We start from the raw sequence: 17072 nt of genomic DNA on the forward strand, positions 1-17072 counted from the left end.
TTATTTTTTACCTTTAGATTCTATCGATTTTAATTTTTTGGTCAATTCGTTTACCTTTGCCTTGGCTCGTTTGATTTGTTCTTTTTGACGAGGAAGCGAGGTTCCTCCCATCACATCTTTTTTGTCACAGGAGGTTTCTAGGGAAATTGCCGCTTCATATCCAGGATCAGTCAGTACTGCATGGATTTGCCCCCTTTCTCCGCTAGGGATGGTAAACAAATCATACCCTTTGGAAGAGCAGTGTTTTACTAGTTCCCCTACAATTTCATGAGCAGAACGAAACGGAATTCCTTTTGCACTCACAAGCCAATCGGCAAGGTCGGTGGCTGTCGCAAATCCAGAACGAAGGCTACGGATTGCATTTTCGGGAAACACTTGGATTCCCTCTACCATATCCCTTACCCCTTCCATACTCAGTTTGATTTGTTTGACCGTGTCAAATAACGGAAGTTTGTCTTCTTGGAAATCCCTGTTATACGATAAAGGAGTTCCCTTTACCATTACAAGTAAATGTGTCAAACTTCCGACAACACGCCCAGCTTTTCCTCGGATGAGCTCTGCCACATCGGGATTTTTCTTTTGCGGCATGATGGAGGATCCCGTGGTTAAGTGGTCAGGGAGTTTGAAATAACTGAATTCCTGAGATGTATAAAGAATGATTTCTTCGCAAAACCGAGAAACATGGATCATAAACTGAGACGAAGCAAAAAGAAATTTAAAGATATGGTCTCTTTGGCTCACCGCATCCATCGAATTTTCTGAAATCCGAGAAAGAGACAAATCTTTTCTGAGAAACTCTCGATCCGTGGCATAGTTGACTCCTGCCAGTGCACCAGAACCTAATACCAATTCATCTGCCCGATGATAGGCATCGAGAAAATCTTCAAAGTCGCGTACGTTGGCCCAAAAATGGGATAAAAAATAATGAGAAGCGCGAATGGGTTGGGCAATCTGGAGATGAGTGTATCCAGGGATGATGGTTTTTGTATGGGCTTCTGCCTTTCCAATCCAAGCGACAAGTAAATCCATAAGAAAAACCAAAATGGATTCCACTTCCGTTTTGATGTACAAACGAACATCTTGCGAAACTTGGTCATTGCGGCTTCGGCCAGTGTGTAGTTTTTTTCCCAAATCCCCCAAAAGCTCCGTTAGGCGAGACTCTACAGACATATGGATGTCTTCGTTTTCGATTTTGAATTCAAACTTTCCGGAATCGATTTCTTTTTTGATTTGTCCGAGCCCAGTTTCAATCTTTCTTTGTTCGGATTCTGATAAAATTCCTATTCGTTTCAACATTCGAGAATGGGAAATAGAACCTTCGATATCGTGAGCATAAAGTTCTTTATCAAAACTGATGGATTCACCAATACGAATCATGAGTGAGGATGGTGGGGCATCAAAACGACCACCCCATAATTTTTTTTCTTTCATTCGGATTCCTTACTAAAACTCTCTGTCCATTGTTTCAAAATCTCTTTATCTTTTTCAGATAATGTTGCATTGGAATGAAGTAATAAATAATCTTTCGGAGGCATCTCACCTTCCTCAACTTGTTCCCAAACTTCATAGATTTTTTTATTTTGTTTTCGCTCTGCCAATTTTCCAAATTCGGAAAAATTCAATTCGTCACGCCCTTCTTCCACATGATGAGAGATCAGTAATGAGGCCGGGAAAATATAAGAATAAGCTGGCCAAACTGTTTCATTCGAATGGCAGTCATAACAACTCCGTTTTAAAATTTCTTTGACTTCGTTACTGGTTTGAATTTCGGAAGTGATTGGAGGGTTCGTTCGAGAGACAGGAAAAAACTGGAGGATGAGAAAAACTCCAAGTATGATAAGGAAAATTCGTTTCACACAAGACAGGTTCTAAGCCTTCTCCCGAAATCAAAGTATTATTTTTCTTGCCTTACATTAGAATTTGGTGATCCTATTCTTTAGAGGTTCCCTTTGGATTTTATTTTTGCAAACTCACCCTATGTCTGGATTCTCCTAGGAATCACCTTATTATTTTCTGAGTTCCTTCTTCCTGGAACCTTTGTGATGTTTTTAGGAATTGGGGCCATATTTACGGGAATTTTGACACGGTTGGTTCCACTGGAATTTTATACGCAAGTGGTGGTTTGGGTGGTTTCTAGTTTAGTTTCGATCCTTGTGGGTGGATCGGCAGTGAAACGATTTTTTAAATCAGAATCTTCTGTGGATCCTTTTGTCCAAGATGATTTTTTAAACCAGATTGTTCCCGTGGAAACAGATATTTTAGTAAAGAGACATGGCGGGAAAATTCGTTTCCAAGGCACTCTTTGGGATGCTGTTTCCACTGATTCTAAAATCCCCAAGGGAAATTTTGTTCGAATCCTATCAAGAGAAAATCTTACATTCACAGTAGAACAAGTGGATTCATAAATTTTAAAATTCACTTTTTTTAATCATAAATAAAAAAACCTTTTCACTTTTCCCTTATCTAAGTAGGGTCGAACGTCACAGAGGGGGAAATTATGGGCGCAACCGTCATCGTTGTATTTTTGATCATTGTTTATATTGTCAAAAAGACAATCATCATTGTTCCAGAACAAAGTGTTTATGTGAAAGAAAGATTAGGTGTATTGAATGGTGTTTTGAAATCGGGATTTTATTTTTTGATTCCGTTTGTAGACCAAATTCGTTACCGACAAAATTTAAAAGAACAAACCATCGATATCGATCCACAAGTTTGTATCACAAGGGATAACGTATCCGTTGAAGTGGATGGAGTTTTGTATTTAAAAGTCATCGATGGTGAAAAGGCATCTTATGGAATTGATAACTTTATGTTAGCAACCACTCAACTTGCACAAACCACACTTCGATCCGAAATCGGAAAATTAATTTTTGATAACCTACTTTCAGAAAGAGATGAAATCAATGGACGAGTGGTTTCCAATATTGACCGCGCTACGGATCCTTGGGGAATCAAAGTCACAAGATACGAAATTCGTAATATCACTCCTCCAAAACAAATCCTTCTCGAGATGGAAAACCAAATGAAATCCGAAAGGGAAAGACGAGCCGAAATCACCATCTCCCAAGGAGAAAAGGAAGCACGGGTGAATCATTCTGTGGGAGAAAGACAAGAATCAATCAACATCTCCGAAGGGGAAAAAATTCGATTGGTCAACGAGGCGGATGGACGAGCACAAGAAATCACACTCATTTCCAATGCCACAGCAAAAGGTTTACAACTCATCTCCGAAGCCATTAGTAAAAAAGGTGGAAAAGAAGCAGTCAGCTTACAAATCACCCAAGAGTATTTGGATGCCCTCGGTCAAATTTTGAAAACATCCAAAACCACAGTGGTTCCCGAAACTTTAGCAAACATCGGGGGTGTTTTTGAAGGACTTTCCAAAATCACTACAAAAATCCCACAGGTAGGAGAATAGTATGGAATTTGTATACTTAGGCTTTTGGTCTATCATTGCCATTTATTTGATTTATAAAATCTTCCGCTGCATCCGCATCATTCCGGCACAGGATGTTTTAATTGTGGAACGATTGGGAAAATATTCTAGGAGTTTACGAGCAGGATTTCATATCCTCATCCCTTTCATTGATCGTGATGCCTATTACCACACTCTCAAAGAACAATCCATTGATGTACAACCACAAATTTGTATCACGCATGACAACGTGCAGGTGAAAGTGGATGGAGTGATTTATTTAAAAATCATCGATCCGGTTCGTGCTTCTTATGGAATCGAAGACTTCCAATTTGCAGCCATCCAACTCGCACAAACCACAATGCGTTCTGTGATTGGAACCATGGAACTGGACAAAACCATCGGGGAAAAAGATCTCATCAACTCCACGATTGTGGCGGCTATCGACCAAGCATCAGAACCTTGGGGGATCAAAGTCAATCGTTATGAAATTTTGAATATTGTTCCGCCGAAATCGGTTCTTGATGCGATGGAAAAAGAAAAGAAGGCGCAGATCGCCAAACGTTCGCAGGTGCTTCTTTCCGAAGGGGAAAGAGATTCGAGAATCAACCGCTCCCTCGGTTTTAAAGAAGAAGCCGTGAACAAATCGGAAGGGGAAAAACAAAGAAGGATTAACTCTGCCGAAGGAAAGGCAACAGAGATTGAAGCCCTTGCCGTAGCAACGGCCAAAGGAATTGAAGCCATTGCAGGTTCCATCTCGGAACAAGGTGGTGCCTCTGCGATCAAACTCCAAATCACAAAGGCTTTTATCCATAACTTCCTCAATGTTGCCAAAGAGAATACGGAAATCCTCATCCCTGCAGATGTGATGAATTTACCAAATCTCATTGCAAACCTTACCGAAGGGAAAAAACCGAAAGCATAGTAGGACAATCCTAGTATGCACATATGGTAGTTTAACATTTGTCATCCGGTGGATCTTCCACCGGATTTTCTGTAAACAATCGAAAACTTGGTTTTGCCATTGCTTGGGCAGCAAGTGAAACAAGAAGTGCCTCGTTATCATCTGGCCCAATCCGATTGGCATGGATCACTCCACATCCCTTACATCGATGTAAAATCACCCACTCCCCTTTTCTCACCCAAATGGAAATGGCTTCCATCTTACTTCCGCAAATGGCAGCACGGTCACCAGGAGAATTGTCCAGATGCAAACTCGTCAAACAATTGGGACAATGGTTTCTCTGGTCTGTTCCGAAACCTGGAGGAAAAACCATTTGTTTGCATTCGACACAACGAAATTCATCTACATCAGAACGGAAACGATGAGATTTGATTTTGGGTTTTTGCGATGAAACGTCCTCGTCTTCATCATCAAAACGTTTTTTCTTTGAGAACTTTTGAAATTTAGATAGTTCGGATTCACGTACCATATCCAGCTTTTGCGGCAAAACAAAAAGAGGAGACCAAAACAGTGGATGAGAGGAATAGACCGCCTGTGCGAAGATAGCCGCCTCCTAATTGAATTTAGGCGGGGTATCCAAAACAAGTTCACCGTTTTGGCGGTCTACACAATGGCTAGAGTTAACATAGACTTCAAAATGAAAAATGTGGATTTTTTGTCAAGGAGAATCAGTTGTCAATTTTTTGCAGAGGAAATAACAATTTTGCCCTTCTGGGTAGTTGGGGATCATTCCCACTTCTTCGTATCCCAGTTTTGTGTAGAATTTGGGAGCCTGGAACCCAAAAGAATATCCAAATACAAGAGTAGCCCCTAGATTTTTGGCCTCTTCTTCAATTTGAATTAACAATTTGGTACCTAAATCCATTCCCCTTTTTTCTTCTGCGACCCAAAGGAGTTGGAGGTTCAAACCTTTAAAAAATAGATAACAAAGAGAGGCAGCAACAAGAGTCTCTCCCTCTTTGACAAGGATGGCAAAAAATTCTTTTTTTTCAAAGCTTGGATCACCTAACTTAGATACACTGTATTCATGAAGTAGGTTCCAAAGATCTGATTGTAAATCTTCAGATGGATTTACAATCCGTTCTAATGTATAAGGAGATTCAAATTCCATAAGTGATTTGATTTATTGGTTCAGGTAAGATACAACCTATAAAAAGGCAGGTCCGCCAAGTCTTTCCATTGGATCCACAATTTGTGTGATTTGAACCCCGTAATAATCGTCGAGGATGATGAGTTTTCCGCGTCCGACAAGTTTGCCATTCGCCAAGATATCCAACTCTTCTCCAATGTTTTTATCTAACTCAACCACAGTTCCTTCTGTCAGTTGGAGGACATCTTTAATAAACATTGTCGTACGTCCGAGTTCAATCGTCAGTTGGAGAGTGACATCTAAAAGTAAATTGAGGTTGGCTGTATTACTTCCGGGACTAGACTGAGACTTTGCCGCAGACCTTGCGGGACTAGGAGTGGCACTGGGCCCAAGAGCAGCAGCAATGTCAGCGAAAGAAGGACCATTGTCATCCCCACCGCCACCACCGACGAGGGCATCTAAATCATCCAGACCGCCACCGCCGCCGGAACCACCAGCTGCTGGAGAATTGCCTCCTCCACTAAATCCGCCGAGTAGAGCGTCTATATCCTCTTGTGATAGTGAACCTTCACCCATATCTTTGCAACCTCTCCATTCTATTCGTCGGTGGAAATCAAAATCCTTCCTTGAAAAAAAAGGGAAAGTTCCGCATTTTGTTCCTTATGTCCAATTCTGCGACCCATCCGGATTACTTTAAAGCAAAGGAAGTTTTTGCCTCCGAACTAAAGAACGCCAATTATCAATTTGTTCAGGAAAAAGAAGAGACCTTATTTCGATTTCGTTCGGAAAACGCGGGAAAAGACCGAATCCTGGACTGCCTCGGAATCATTAGAAATTATATCGAAAATTATCGGATCTATAATTTTGAAGATGGGTATCTTAGCATCCAGGCCTTAAACGAAAATCTATTCGAACCGCAAAAGAATCTTTCTGGTAAATTTAGGATTCGGTTTTCTTTCAAATCGGATTTAAAAGTTGAATGTTCCAAACATGGGGATTTTTCCACCAAGGAAATCCAAACCTGTGTCAGTCTCTTTCATTTTTTAAAAACAGAAGGTACGGAAGCAAAAGACCCAAGGATCCTCCTCCACCAACTCGGCGCGGAAGTGTATGACCCAAATATAGAAAAGGCCAAAGGGAACGATTTAGGTTTTGAATCTGTTTTTGGATATGAAGGTGTGAAGTCGCAAATTTTAGAAAGTTTGGTTTTTCCTATTTTGAAACCAGAACCATTTTACGAAATCACCAAACTGACTCGTAAAAAACCAAGTCCCAATCTCCCACGTGCGGTGCTCTTTGAAGGAGAACCAGGAGTGGGAAAAACCAGTATGGCAAAAATTGTTTCGCATCTCTGCGGGGTTCCGATGGTCTATGTGCCCATTGAATCCATTTTAAGTAAATACTACGGTGAATCTTCCCAAAACCTAGCCATGGTTTTTGATGCGGCTGCTTTATTTCCCAAATGTATGCTCTTTTTGGATGAAATTGATTCTCTTGCCACTTCCCGTGAAGACGGGCTTTTTGAAGCGACACGAAATCTTTTGAGTGTTCTCCTCCGAAAACTGGATGGATTTGCGGAACGAAGCGGAACCATCACCATCGGTGCCACCAATAGAAAAGCCGATTTAGATTCCGCCCTTTTGTCCCGATTTGACAGAAAGATTTACTTTCCTTTGCCAAACAAGGAAGAACGTTCCAAAATTTTGGAAGGATATGCCAAACAGCTGGAACCCAAGGACCGCCAAAGGTTGGCAGAATCCTTAGAAGGTGCTTCCGGAAGGAATCTAAAAGACTATTGTGACTATGTAGAACGCCGTTGGATCACTCAAAACTGGGAAAAAGAGGACTTTTTGTCCGCTCCCGAGATTTCGTTTTATTTGGATTCCTTAGCGGATTTTGGATGGAAACGCTAAAAAGTAATCGATTCGACTTCAATCTTCTAGGAGATTTACCGATAATTTTTACAGGATAGTTGTTTACGACCATTGGTCGTTCCTTGGTATCCTCAAATTAACCTTTTAGGAAGATTCGGACATGAAAATAAAATTAATTCTCCCCATCCTTTTGCTCAACTTTGGGGTTTTCGCTCAAACTGGTAGCTCGGAAACAGGTTCCACTTCTGCTGGAATTGATCCTACTCAATCCGGTAAATCCATCGCTGAGACGGAAAAAGAACTAGATGATAATATTTCTGAAGTGAACAAACGCCTTCGTTTACACACAGTTTTATTTAAAATGAAAGTGAGAACTCTTCCTCACCGCACAATCCTCTACAAAGGAAAACCAAGTGCAGATGGAGAAAGATGTGAAGCGGCTGACAAACAAGAAGCACAAGATAACACTTGTTTGCATCTAGAAGTCTTTGACTTTGTAGGAAGTGAAGATGGAAAATCAGGAAAAAACTTGGGAGCAAAATTCAAAAAGATGGAACTCTTTTTTGAAGGTGTGAACAACGCAGATCCAGATCCAAGAAAAGAACAACCGCGTAACCTTACAAAAGTTAGAACTTACATTTACCAAAACAATTTTGTTTTAGAAGACAAAATTATCTCTGTGATTGCTGATGTTGCGCCAAACGGTGCTGCTGCTCACGATGATAAACTGGAACTTTTCTACCAACACGATGATTATCCTGTTTGGGGAACTCCAGAAACTCCTTCTGAAAAAGGTGTTGGTAAATACATTCTTTCCAATGTAGAGAATACAAAAACAAACCCAATTCGAAACAATTTCAAAAAACAATTCTACTTCAAAAACTTGGACTACTTCGACAAACTGTTTACAAAACTTTTCGATTATAACGATCGAGATTCCAATAAACATTATAAGAAAAACGTAGAAGCATTGAAGAGTTCTTTAAAATACTAAGAACAACAGGTTCTTAATTGAATCTCGTTAAACAATGTCCGAATTGTTCCACGATGTTACGGTTCCCTGCCACACAGGGAACCATTTTGGTTCAATGTCCCGTCTGTTCTCATCGTTTCACCTTTGTTCCTGATTTGGAAACTTCGGAAGATTTTCAAAACACATCGGAACAAATCCCCTCTTTTCAATTCAAACCATCCTTTCAGAGTTATAAAGAACTGGTTCTCGATTTACTCTATGCACCCATTGATTATTTAAAATCTAAAACTGGGCCAAAAAAAAGAGAGATCCGATGGATTCCCATTTTGTTATTTACCATCCTTATGTTGTATTTTTGGAAATGGTCATCATTTCCTAATACTCAGAAACTCGATACAGTGAAAGAAGAAGAGTTACAAAATCCTAATATGGAAGAACCTAACAACGAAATTAATCCAGATACCCCAGAAGAAAATTCAATACCAAATACAAAACCTAATTACGAGATCTAACACTTGAATTGGGTTCTTATTTATGAAGAGGAACTAAATTCAAACCATTTAGTCCAACTCACTGATGAGAGACATACTCATATCAGAACCATCCTAAAAAAAGATAAGGAAGACAAAGTCCAAGTGGTCATTCCGGGTTCCGGTAATTATCTTTTCCAAATCCAAAGTATTTCTGATTCTTCCACAACATTAGAAAAATTAGATTCTCTTCCTGATGTTCTAAGCCCCCTTTCCATCCATACCTTCTTTTCCTTGCCAAGGCCTCAAACGGGGAAAAAACTTTTGCACTTAAGTGGAGCCTATGGCGTAAACTCAGTTTATTTTTATGCCACAGAATCTAAAAACAAAGAGTATTGGACTTCTCCTGTTTATTCAAAAGATACCCTCTCTTACTTAGAAACGGGACTCTGCCAAACGGGAAATCACAGGTTACCAAATTTGACCTTGGCCAAATCCTTACCGTGGAAACCTTTTTTTAAATCGTGGAAGGGAAAGATTTTTGTGTTGGATCGAGAGGGAGAGGATTCCCCTTCCATATTTCTAGAATCTATAAAAACCGAGGAAGAGGTTTTATTTGTATTTGGGCCAGAATCCGGATGGAAACCAGAAGACATTTTATTTTTTAAAGAATCTGGTATTACGATGGTGAGTCTTGGAAAAATCAATCTTAGAACAGAATTTGCCTATTCTGCTCTTTTACACCTATTGTTTTCGATTAAAAACTAATTCCGCCCGAAACCAAAAAGCGAATTTCATCAATGCTTACAAAAGACTTTTCACTGCTATCTAAGTAGTACTTTCGATAGTTTTGCAATCGTAACACAATAGGACCAAAGGATTTAGAAATTTCAGCGGCAGCTTGGGTATTATTGTCTAACTCAAAAGCCTTCCCTTGGGACTCATACCCTTTTTTTGTATAATAAAAGGACATCAAAAAAGAAGATCCTAAGGGAATATAGGCAGCGGCGAACACTCGTTTGTTTCCTTTTAACCCATAATCTTCCACTGCAAATTCAAAACCTAAATGATAAAAATTAATATAAATGGTATGATAATAACCTGTGACTTTGGCATTGGATTGGTTATCTAAGTAATCATATTTAGGACGAATGGGTGCCGATATGGGAAATTTTTGAAATCTTTCCACTTCATAAAAACTATCAAAATACATGGGTGCATAGTTTGCAGTCATTTGCCGAAACTCAGGTTTTAAAATAACGTTTAAGTCTTTTGTTCCTAAACGAAAGATTGTTCCATAATGTGTCCCTTGGGCACCATCAAGTCCTTTGATTTTATTAAAGTCCAAATAAGGAGTGAGTTCCACAAAAGGTAAATTGAGAAGTCGGTATTCGATATCCATCCCTTCCACAGAGGCACGAGTGACTTGAGTTGTTTTTGGATTGTCTAAATTCTTTTCTGTGACAGGAGATCCATTGGTATTATAAGACATTTGTACTGGTGCGGCTCTATCCCAGGCTCTTGTATATCCAATCGTCAAACGGTTGTACCATGGATCATTATCCACAAGTTCCATCCGGGAATCTTTGTTAATTGGTCTTATTTCCTTTTTTTTGGCCTCTTCGGCTTTTTTGTTTTTGGATTCTTCCGAACCTGCTTCTTCTTCCACACTGATTCGACCAGATTCATCTAAAACATTCCCCCGTAAGTTCATGAGGTAAACTAAATCAGATGATTTATCAAATAAAGAAAATAGAGATTTCCCAATCGCCAAAGGTTTGATATATACTCTCGCTGCATTCACTTCAAAATTAACAACGGAATTGGCAAAATACTGCACTCCCACGTAATCAGTATTCAAATCGGCCATCACACCCGGATTATAAGAATCAAACCGAGAAGAACTTTGGTATTTGTTTACAATAGTTCCATGACCAACATAACCATCGACCATCTTACCAGTGTAAGCTGAATAAGTAACTTTCCCTGGAATCTGTTGGTTGTAAGTTCCGTATGAAATATAATTTAACACACGTGCATAATCATTTTTGCTATTGTAATCCATTTCCCTGATTTTACCGGCTTTACTATCTAGCTGGAGTGGATCTTTATCAACTGCCAGGGCATTGATCGGAAGAGAAAAGGAATACCCGAAATTACTGCCATGATTGTAAGTAAAATTGGGAGATACGTAACCGTAGTAATCTTTTTGAAAACTAGCTGCACCTGCATCAAATTGTAAGGCCGAGGCCCTCCGCGATTCAGTCCCTGTGGGAACCCAAACCTGTGCTTCCAAGGCAAAAACCAAGGGGAAAATCAGGAATAAAAAACATTGGGTCAGACAGAACTTCAACACGATACGATCATTATCGTAAGGTTTTGGGCTGAAAATAAGAAATAATCTCTTTAGAATAGATCCAATAAAGTGAACCAAGGATCCGTTTTATTGGATTTTTTCTTGACAAATAAGCAAGAAAGGTTCAGGATGACAAGACCATCGGGGGAATTTATGCCACGTAATTTTAAACCAGAAACCATCGCACTCCACGGAGGACAAGAACCGGATCCGACGACTACGTCAAGAGCGGTCCCCTTGTACCAAACCACATCTTATGTATTCAAAGATACCGACCACGCAGCACGACTTTTCGGTCTTCAAGAGTTTGGTAATATTTATACAAGACTTATGAACCCAACCACTGACGTTTTAGAAAAACGTGTGGCAGCTTTGGAAGGTGGTGTAGCCGCTCTCGCAACGGCTTCTGGCCAAAGTGCAGAAACTCTTGCACTTTTGAATATCGTTGAGGCAGGACAAGAAATCGTTGCTTCTTCTTCTCTCTATGGTGGAACGTACAACCTTCTCCATTATACATTTCCGAAACTCGGAATCAAAGTACACTTTGTAGACCAATCAGATCCTGAAAATTTCCGTAAAGCCTCCAATGAAAAAACAAGAGCCTTTTATGCGGAAACTTTAGGAAATCCAAAACTAGACACACTCGACATTGCAGCCGTGAGTAAAGTTGCAAAAGAAGTGGGTGTTCCTCTTGTGATTGATAATACGATGCCTTCTCCTTATTTAGTGAACCCAATCAAACATGGAGCAGACATTGTTGTCCACTCTCTCACTAAATTTTTAGGCGGCCATGGAACTTCTATTGGAGGGATCATCATTGATGCTGGTACCTTCAATTGGGGGAACGGAAAATTTAAAAACTTCACAGAACCAGATCCATCTTATCATGGCTTGAAATTCTGGGATGTGTTCGGAAAATTTGAACCATTTGGTGGAGTGAATATTGCTTTTATTTTGAAAGCACGAGTGCAAGGCCTAAGAGACCTTGGTCCAGCAATTTCTCCTTTCAACGCATGGCAAATTCTGCAAGGTGTAGAAACACTTCCACTTCGTATGGAACGCCACTCAAGCAATGCTCTTAAAGTTGCTGAGTTTTTACAAAAACACCCTAAGATTGAATGGGTCAACTATCCAGGCCTTCCAACCGGAAAAGACTTTGCGACAGCTAAAAAATACCATGAACGTGGACTCTTTGGTGCCATCGTAGGTTTTGAAATCAAAGGTGGTGTGGAAAAGGCAAAAAAATTCATCGATGGACTTGAGCTTTTTAGTCTTCTTGCTAACATCGGTGATGCGAAATCTCTTGCGATCCACCCAGCTTCAACAACCCACCAACAGTTGACTGGAGCAGAACAAATTTCAGCCGGAGTTACTCCTGGGTTTGTTCGTTTGAGTGTAGGACTTGAAAACATCGATGACATTCTGGTAGACTTGGAAGAGGCATTAAAAAATATCTGATTAAGACTATGCCTACCGCCGAACAGAACGAGTTTTCCCACGGATCCGTAGGCGTAGTACGTACTCAAATCATTCAATTTGACTCTTTGACTTTAGAGGGGGGTGAAACCATCACTCCTCTCGAAATTGCCTATGAAACTTACGGCACATTAAACGAAAAAAAAGACAATGCCATCTTAGTCTGCCATGCTCTTTCTGGTGATGCCCATGCTGCCGGTTTTCATGAAGGGGACAAACGACCTGGTTACTGGGATTTTTACATTGGACCTGGAAAAGCATTTGATACCAATCGTTACTTTATCATCTCCTCGAATGTGATCGGAGGATGTAAAGGATCTAGTGGACCACTGACCATAAACGGAAAAAATGGAAAACCCTTCCAATCGACATTTCCTTTTGTCTCCATTGGAGATATGGTAAACGCTCAAGAAAAACTAATCAGTCATTTTGGAATACATAAACTATTTGCGGTTGCTGGTGGTTCCATGGGTGGAATGCAAGCCTTACAGTGGTCAGTTGCTTACCCGGATCGTCTCAAAAACTGTATTGTGATGGCATCTTCATCCGAACACTCTGCACAACAAATTGCTTTTAATGAAGTGGGAAGACAAGCCATCTTGTCCGATCCCAACTGGAACCAAGGTTTGTATACACAAGAGAATCGGCCATCAAAGGGTCTCGCCCTTGCCCGGATGATGGGCCATATCACTTATTTAAGTGACGAGATGATGCGAGAAAAATTTGGTCGAAAACCACCCAAAGGGAATATCCAATCTACAGACTTTGCTGTCGGAAGTTATTTGATTTACCAAGGTGAGTCTTTTGTAGACCGGTTTGATGCAAACTCATACATTTATGTTACCAAAGCACTAGATCATTTTAGTTTAGGAACAGGAAAAGAACTTACAAAAGTATTAGCTAAAGTTAGGTGTCGATTCTTAGTAGTCGCTTATACCTCGGACTGGCTCTATCCGCCATATCAATCAGAAGAAATTGTAAAGTCTCTAGAAGTCAATGCAGTTCCCGTTAGTTTTGTGGAACTCAACAATCCGGCGGGACACGATAGTTTTTTATTACCAAGTGAACAACAGGATTCCATCCTCAGAGATTTTTTAAGTTCTACCGACGAAGGAGTTTTCATTTGAACATTCATACCAATGAAACCCTAGGTTTGGATTTAAAAAACAGACCCGATATTTCATACATTGCCAATTTAGTCAAACCAGGAGAAAGGGTTTTAGACCTTGGTTGTGGGTATGGCGAACTTATGTTGATCCTAAAAAACAAAGGGGTTCGTGTCCAAGGGATAGAAAAGGATGATAAATGTATCATCCAATGTGTGAAAAAGAGTTTATATGTTCATCATGGTGATATTGATGATGGACTAAAACATCATTTAGACCATAGTTTTGATTTTGTCATTCTCAACCAAACCATCCAACAGACGTTAAATCCTGGTGAAATCATTAAAGAATGTTTACGAATTGGAAAACAGGTAATCATTGTATTCCCAAATTTTTCGCACTGGCAAATTCGTTCATCGATCTTACTTAGCGGAAAAACTCCTGTTACTGAACTGATGCCTTTTCATTGGTATGACACACCAAATTTACATTATTTATCGGGAAAGGATTTTGAGGACTTTTGTGACTTTGAAAGGATCAAAGTTCTGCATAGAGCTTTCTTTAACCGAACCAGACAAATCAAACTTTTCCCCAACTTGTTTGCGACTCTTGCTTTGTTTGTGATTCGGGCGTAAAAGATAGATAGGGGACGGATTTTTTAAATGGTAAGAGGGACTCGGTAGGTATACTATCCCCGCCCTATTCGAACTGGGTGGGGTTATCCACCCGCCACCCAATGACGCCTATATACCACATCTCGCGCCAAAGAAAAGATAAATCGTAAAAAGATAAAATTTATAAATAAGAAGTTCATAGTTATACAAAAGCCCGGCAATCACTCCGGGCTTTTAGCTGTACGACGATCATTCAATCATTATAACTATCGAAAGATTTTAAAAATCCTTTAGGGAATTCCTGAAATTTTAACAAAAGAAATAAGAAAGATTTTTGGTCAAAAAAAAATTTTCTTAAGTATCCGAAGGTATTGTATTTGCGAATCATCACCTAACTTTAAATAACTCACAAAAAATCCTAGATCAGATATTCAAATAAATTTTCATCTTGGTTCACTACTGTGAAGTTAAGATGAAAGGCATCCATTCTTTCTAGTAATCCCTTGAAGTCATCTTTCGATTTCAACTCAATACCAATAAGGGCAGGACCCGACTCTTTATTGTTTTTTTGGATGAATTCAAATCGAACGATATCATCATTTGGACCAAGAATCTCATTAACAAATTGTTTTAATGCTCCTGGTCTCTGTGCAAAACGTACGATAAAATAATGTTTTAATCCTTCATATAATAAAGATCTTTCTTTAATTTCTTGCATCCGATCGATATCGTTATTGCCACCGCTAAGGATGCAGACAACTTTTTTCCCACGAATTTGTTCGGCATACTGATCTAATGCAGAAATACTCAAAGCTCCTGCAGGTTCTGCCACAATGGCGTCTTCATTGTACAAATTCAAAAGTGTAGAACACACCTTTCCTTCTTTCACAAGTATCATGTCAGAGAGGACTTCTCGGCAAATTGGGAAGGTAAGATCCCCTACTTTTTTAACTGCGGCCCCATCTACAAATTTATCAATCTTAGAAAGGATAGTAGGTTTTCCCTGTTTTAGAGCCTCCGTCATAGAAGGTGCACCAAATGGTTCAACACCAATGATCTTTGTATTGGGAGATTTCTCTTTAAAATAACTTCCAACTCCCGCACAAAGCCCTCCGCCCCCGATAGGAACAAACACATAATCAATGCCAGACTCTTCTTCCAGAATTTCTTTAGCAACTGTTCCTTGTCCTTCCATAATTTTTTCATGATCAAAGGGAGGAACAAAAACTTTATTATGAGTTTTCGCATATTCTAAAGCAAACGATTGGCATTCATCAAATGTATCACCAACAAGAACAATCTCGATCCAGTTTCCGCCAAACATTTTGACTTGGTTGATTTTTTGTTTGGGAGTGATGGCGGGCATATAAATCACACCATGTAAATTCAAAATTTTGCAGGAATATGCAACGCCTTGAGCATGATTTCCTGCACTGGCACACACGACACCCTGCTCTCTTTCTTTCAAACTTAAACTTTGGATTAGGTTGTAGGCCCCTCGGATTTTATAGGATCTTACAATTTGTAAATCTTCTCGTTTAATATAAATTTGGGCTTTAAAATTTTCAGATAGTTTTGAATGAAATTGAAGAGGTGTTTTCAAAACAATTGATTGGATCGCTTCGTAGGCAGAATCAATATCTAAGTTCATAGAGTATACTCACTATTTCAAATAAATAGAATGTTAAATTTTTGGAGAATGAATTTATATTTTGAAGTAAAAAAAGGAAAGTGATCAAAGAAAAGAGGGAAGTTAGAATTTAGAAGGAATGTCAAAAAAGAAAATCGAGAAACCAGAGGCGGGCCCCAACCACCCTGCCCTACCTTTGGTTTCTCTTATCCTATTACTGGAGCAATCTCATCACTGACTGAGACTTCATGTTTGCTTGCGCAAGCATTGATGTTGCAGCCTGAGTTAAGATTTGGTATCTTGTGAAACTGGTCATTTGTTCAGCCATGTCAGTATCACGGATACGAGACTCAGAAGCTTGTGTGTTTTCATAAGCATTCATAAGTCCTTTCGCAGCATGCTCCATACGGTTGTAATAAGCACCAAGGTCAGCTCTTTGTTTAGAGATCACTCTTAGGGCATCATCACAAAGTCCGATTACGGAGTTTGCTTTACCTGCAGTCGAAAGAGAGATAAAAGTAAGAACCGTAGGGTTTCTTAATCCTAATGCCGCAGTGTTCATTGTTTCAATGTACACGCGCTCTCTTTGGTGCATGTTAGCTCCAATATGGAACCACATACTAGCAGTTGGGTTGAGACGAGCAAAAGCTCCTGTAAGCAGTTTCATTTTGTTGAATTCTGCTTGAGAAGCAATACGATCGATCTCGTCCACTAGCTGTGAAACCTCGACTTGGATCTGTTGTCTATCTTCTTCCGAGTAGATACCGTTCGCAGCTTGCACCGCGAGTACACGAACACGTTGAACGATTTCGTGTGTTTCTTGAAGATATCCTTCCGCCGTTTGAATGAGGGACATACCATCTTCAGTATTCTGTTCTGCACGTCGAAGACCAGCAATCTGAGTTCTCATTTTCTCAGACACTGCAAGTCCAGATGCGTCATCTCCGGCTTTGTTAATACGCATACCAGAAGACAACTTTTCGATATCTTTGCTCAGGTTCGCGTCGTTAGACTTCAAAGTTCTGTGTGCAAAGATCGCACTTACGTTGTGGTTGATAATCATCCGGGTTCCTCCTTGAATCCGTTCCCTCGCCACTTCAGGTT

The 17072-nt window shown here is 39.8% G+C and carries 18 protein-coding genes; 10 read left to right on the plus strand and 8 right to left on the minus strand.

What is annotated here, in order from left to right:
• Positions 1-1431 (minus strand): argininosuccinate lyase, encoded by a 1431-nt coding sequence (gene argH / locus EHQ16_RS17085; RefSeq protein WP_135632392.1) that lies wholly within the window; start codon positions 1429-1431, stop codon positions 1-3.
• Positions 1428-1856, minus strand: a complete 429-nt coding sequence (locus EHQ16_RS17090) for a heme-binding domain-containing protein (protein ID WP_135632393.1) — start codon at positions 1854-1856, stop codon at positions 1428-1430. Before EHQ16_RS17090 ends, argH begins: the two co-directional genes overlap by 4 nt.
• 93 nt (positions 1857-1949) lie before the next feature.
• On the opposite strand from EHQ16_RS17090, the gene EHQ16_RS17095 reads away from it, so the two are divergent.
• From EHQ16_RS17095 to EHQ16_RS17105, 3 genes are all read left to right on the plus strand, one after another.
• Positions 1950-2405 carry an NfeD family protein gene (locus EHQ16_RS17095; protein WP_135632394.1) on the plus strand — a complete coding sequence of 152 codons (456 nt, stop codon included), beginning with the start codon at positions 1950-1952 and terminating at the stop codon, positions 2403-2405.
• 92 nt (positions 2406-2497) lie between these two features.
• On the plus strand, positions 2498-3418 hold the full coding sequence (locus EHQ16_RS17100) for an SPFH domain-containing protein (RefSeq protein WP_135632395.1): 921 nt from the start codon (positions 2498-2500) through the stop codon (positions 3416-3418).
• 1 nt (position 3419) lies between these two features.
• Positions 3420-4340 (plus strand): SPFH domain-containing protein, encoded by a 921-nt coding sequence (locus tag EHQ16_RS17105; protein ID WP_135632396.1) that lies wholly within the window; start codon positions 3420-3422, stop codon positions 4338-4340.
• Positions 4341-4371: 31 nt separating this feature from the next.
• On the opposite strand, the gene EHQ16_RS17110 is transcribed toward EHQ16_RS17105, so the two are convergent.
• From EHQ16_RS17110 to fliN, 3 genes are all read right to left on the minus strand, one after another.
• Positions 4372-4848: an RNHCP domain-containing protein gene (locus EHQ16_RS17110; protein WP_135632397.1), complete on the minus strand. Its 477-nt coding sequence runs from the start codon at positions 4846-4848 to the stop codon at positions 4372-4374.
• Positions 4849-5037: 189 nt separating this feature from the next.
• Positions 5038-5490, minus strand: coding sequence for a GNAT family N-acetyltransferase (locus EHQ16_RS17115; protein WP_135632398.1), 453 nt, complete (start codon positions 5488-5490; stop codon positions 5038-5040).
• 36 nt (positions 5491-5526) lie between these two features.
• Entirely contained in the window at positions 5527-6045 is a 519-nt protein-coding gene (gene fliN / locus EHQ16_RS17120) for a flagellar motor switch protein FliN (RefSeq protein ID WP_135632399.1), read from the minus strand.
• Positions 6046-6131: 86 nt separating this feature from the next.
• Between fliN and EHQ16_RS17125 the strand changes: the two genes are divergently transcribed.
• From EHQ16_RS17125 to EHQ16_RS17140, 4 genes are all read left to right on the plus strand, one after another.
• Positions 6132-7382 carry an AAA family ATPase gene (locus EHQ16_RS17125; RefSeq protein WP_208742322.1) on the plus strand — a complete coding sequence of 417 codons (1251 nt, stop codon included), beginning with the start codon at positions 6132-6134 and terminating at the stop codon, positions 7380-7382.
• 121 nt (positions 7383-7503) lie between these two features.
• On the plus strand, positions 7504-8337 hold the full coding sequence (gene fcpB, locus EHQ16_RS17130) for a flagellar-coiling protein FcpB (protein ID WP_135632400.1): 834 nt from the start codon (positions 7504-7506) through the stop codon (positions 8335-8337).
• Between the two features lie 53 nt (positions 8338-8390).
• Positions 8391-8828: a hypothetical protein gene (locus EHQ16_RS17135; RefSeq protein WP_135632960.1), complete on the plus strand. Its 438-nt coding sequence runs from the start codon at positions 8391-8393 to the stop codon at positions 8826-8828.
• Between the two features lie 3 nt (positions 8829-8831).
• A complete protein-coding gene (locus EHQ16_RS17140) occupies positions 8832-9554 on the plus strand; it encodes an RsmE family RNA methyltransferase (protein WP_135632401.1) in 723 nt (240 codons plus the stop codon).
• Here EHQ16_RS17140 and EHQ16_RS17145 read toward each other — a convergent pair.
• On the minus strand, positions 9544-11082 hold the full coding sequence (locus EHQ16_RS17145) for a hypothetical protein (protein ID WP_244242129.1): 1539 nt from the start codon (positions 11080-11082) through the stop codon (positions 9544-9546). The two genes, EHQ16_RS17140 and EHQ16_RS17145, sit on opposite strands and share 11 nt — an antisense overlap.
• Positions 11083-11295: 213 nt before the next feature.
• Between EHQ16_RS17145 and EHQ16_RS17150 the strand changes: the two genes are divergently transcribed.
• The 3 genes from EHQ16_RS17150 to metW are packed head-to-tail and all read left to right on the plus strand — an operon-like array spanning position 11296 to position 14359.
• The gene (locus tag EHQ16_RS17150; protein ID WP_135632402.1) at positions 11296-12600 is read left to right on the plus strand and encodes an O-acetylhomoserine aminocarboxypropyltransferase/cysteine synthase family protein; all 1305 of its coding nucleotides are present in this window, start codon (positions 11296-11298) and stop codon (positions 12598-12600) included.
• An 8-nt stretch (positions 12601-12608) separates the two neighbouring features.
• The gene (gene metX / locus EHQ16_RS17155) at positions 12609-13745 is read left to right on the plus strand and encodes a homoserine O-acetyltransferase MetX (protein WP_135632403.1); all 1137 of its coding nucleotides are present in this window, start codon (positions 12609-12611) and stop codon (positions 13743-13745) included.
• Positions 13742-14359: a methionine biosynthesis protein MetW gene (metW, locus tag EHQ16_RS17160; RefSeq protein ID WP_100742810.1), complete on the plus strand. Its 618-nt coding sequence runs from the start codon at positions 13742-13744 to the stop codon at positions 14357-14359. Before metX ends, metW begins: the two co-directional genes overlap by 4 nt.
• Before the next feature lie 397 nt (positions 14360-14756).
• Here metW and ilvA read toward each other — a convergent pair whose 3' ends face one another.
• Together ilvA and EHQ16_RS17170 are read right to left on the minus strand one after the other, a co-directional pair.
• The gene (gene ilvA / locus EHQ16_RS17165) at positions 14757-15989 is read right to left on the minus strand and encodes a threonine ammonia-lyase (RefSeq protein ID WP_135632404.1); all 1233 of its coding nucleotides are present in this window, start codon (positions 15987-15989) and stop codon (positions 14757-14759) included.
• A gap of 193 nt (positions 15990-16182) precedes the next feature.
• Positions 16183-17031, minus strand: a complete 849-nt coding sequence (locus tag EHQ16_RS17170; RefSeq protein WP_002974229.1) for a flagellin N-terminal helical domain-containing protein — start codon at positions 17029-17031, stop codon at positions 16183-16185.
• Positions 17032-17072 lie beyond the last annotated feature (41 nt).

The sequence above is a fragment of the Leptospira kanakyensis genome (assembly GCF_004769235.1).
GTDB lineage: Bacteria > Spirochaetota > Leptospiria > Leptospirales > Leptospiraceae > Leptospira_A > Leptospira_A kanakyensis.

Excerpts from the sequence above, each read along its gene's own strand:
- argH (WP_135632392.1), bottom strand. The coding sequence starts at position 1,431 with ATGAAAGAAAAAAAATTATGGGGTGGTCGTTTTGATGCCCCACCATCC.
- EHQ16_RS17100 (WP_135632395.1), top strand. The coding sequence starts at position 2,498 with ATGGGCGCAACCGTCATCGTTGTATTTTTGATCATTGTTTATATTGTC.
- EHQ16_RS17105 (WP_135632396.1), top strand. The coding sequence starts at position 3,420 with ATGGAATTTGTATACTTAGGCTTTTGGTCTATCATTGCCATTTATTTG.
- EHQ16_RS17110 (WP_135632397.1), bottom strand. The coding sequence starts at position 4,848 with ATGGTACGTGAATCCGAACTATCTAAATTTCAAAAGTTCTCAAAGAAA.
- EHQ16_RS17115 (WP_135632398.1), bottom strand. The coding sequence starts at position 5,490 with ATGGAATTTGAATCTCCTTATACATTAGAACGGATTGTAAATCCATCT.
- fliN (WP_135632399.1), bottom strand. The coding sequence starts at position 6,045 with ATGGGTGAAGGTTCACTATCACAAGAGGATATAGACGCTCTACTCGGC.
- EHQ16_RS17125 (WP_208742322.1), top strand. The coding sequence starts at position 6,132 with ATGTCCAATTCTGCGACCCATCCGGATTACTTTAAAGCAAAGGAAGTT.
- fcpB (WP_135632400.1), top strand. The coding sequence starts at position 7,504 with ATGAAAATAAAATTAATTCTCCCCATCCTTTTGCTCAACTTTGGGGTT.
- EHQ16_RS17135 (WP_135632960.1), top strand. The coding sequence starts at position 8,391 with ATGTTACGGTTCCCTGCCACACAGGGAACCATTTTGGTTCAATGTCCC.
- EHQ16_RS17150 (WP_135632402.1), top strand. The coding sequence starts at position 11,296 with ATGCCACGTAATTTTAAACCAGAAACCATCGCACTCCACGGAGGACAA.
- metX (WP_135632403.1), top strand. The coding sequence starts at position 12,609 with ATGCCTACCGCCGAACAGAACGAGTTTTCCCACGGATCCGTAGGCGTA.
- ilvA (WP_135632404.1), bottom strand. The coding sequence starts at position 15,989 with ATGAACTTAGATATTGATTCTGCCTACGAAGCGATCCAATCAATTGTT.
- EHQ16_RS17170 (WP_002974229.1), bottom strand. The coding sequence starts at position 17,031 with ATGATTATCAACCACAACGTAAGTGCGATCTTTGCACACAGAACTTTG.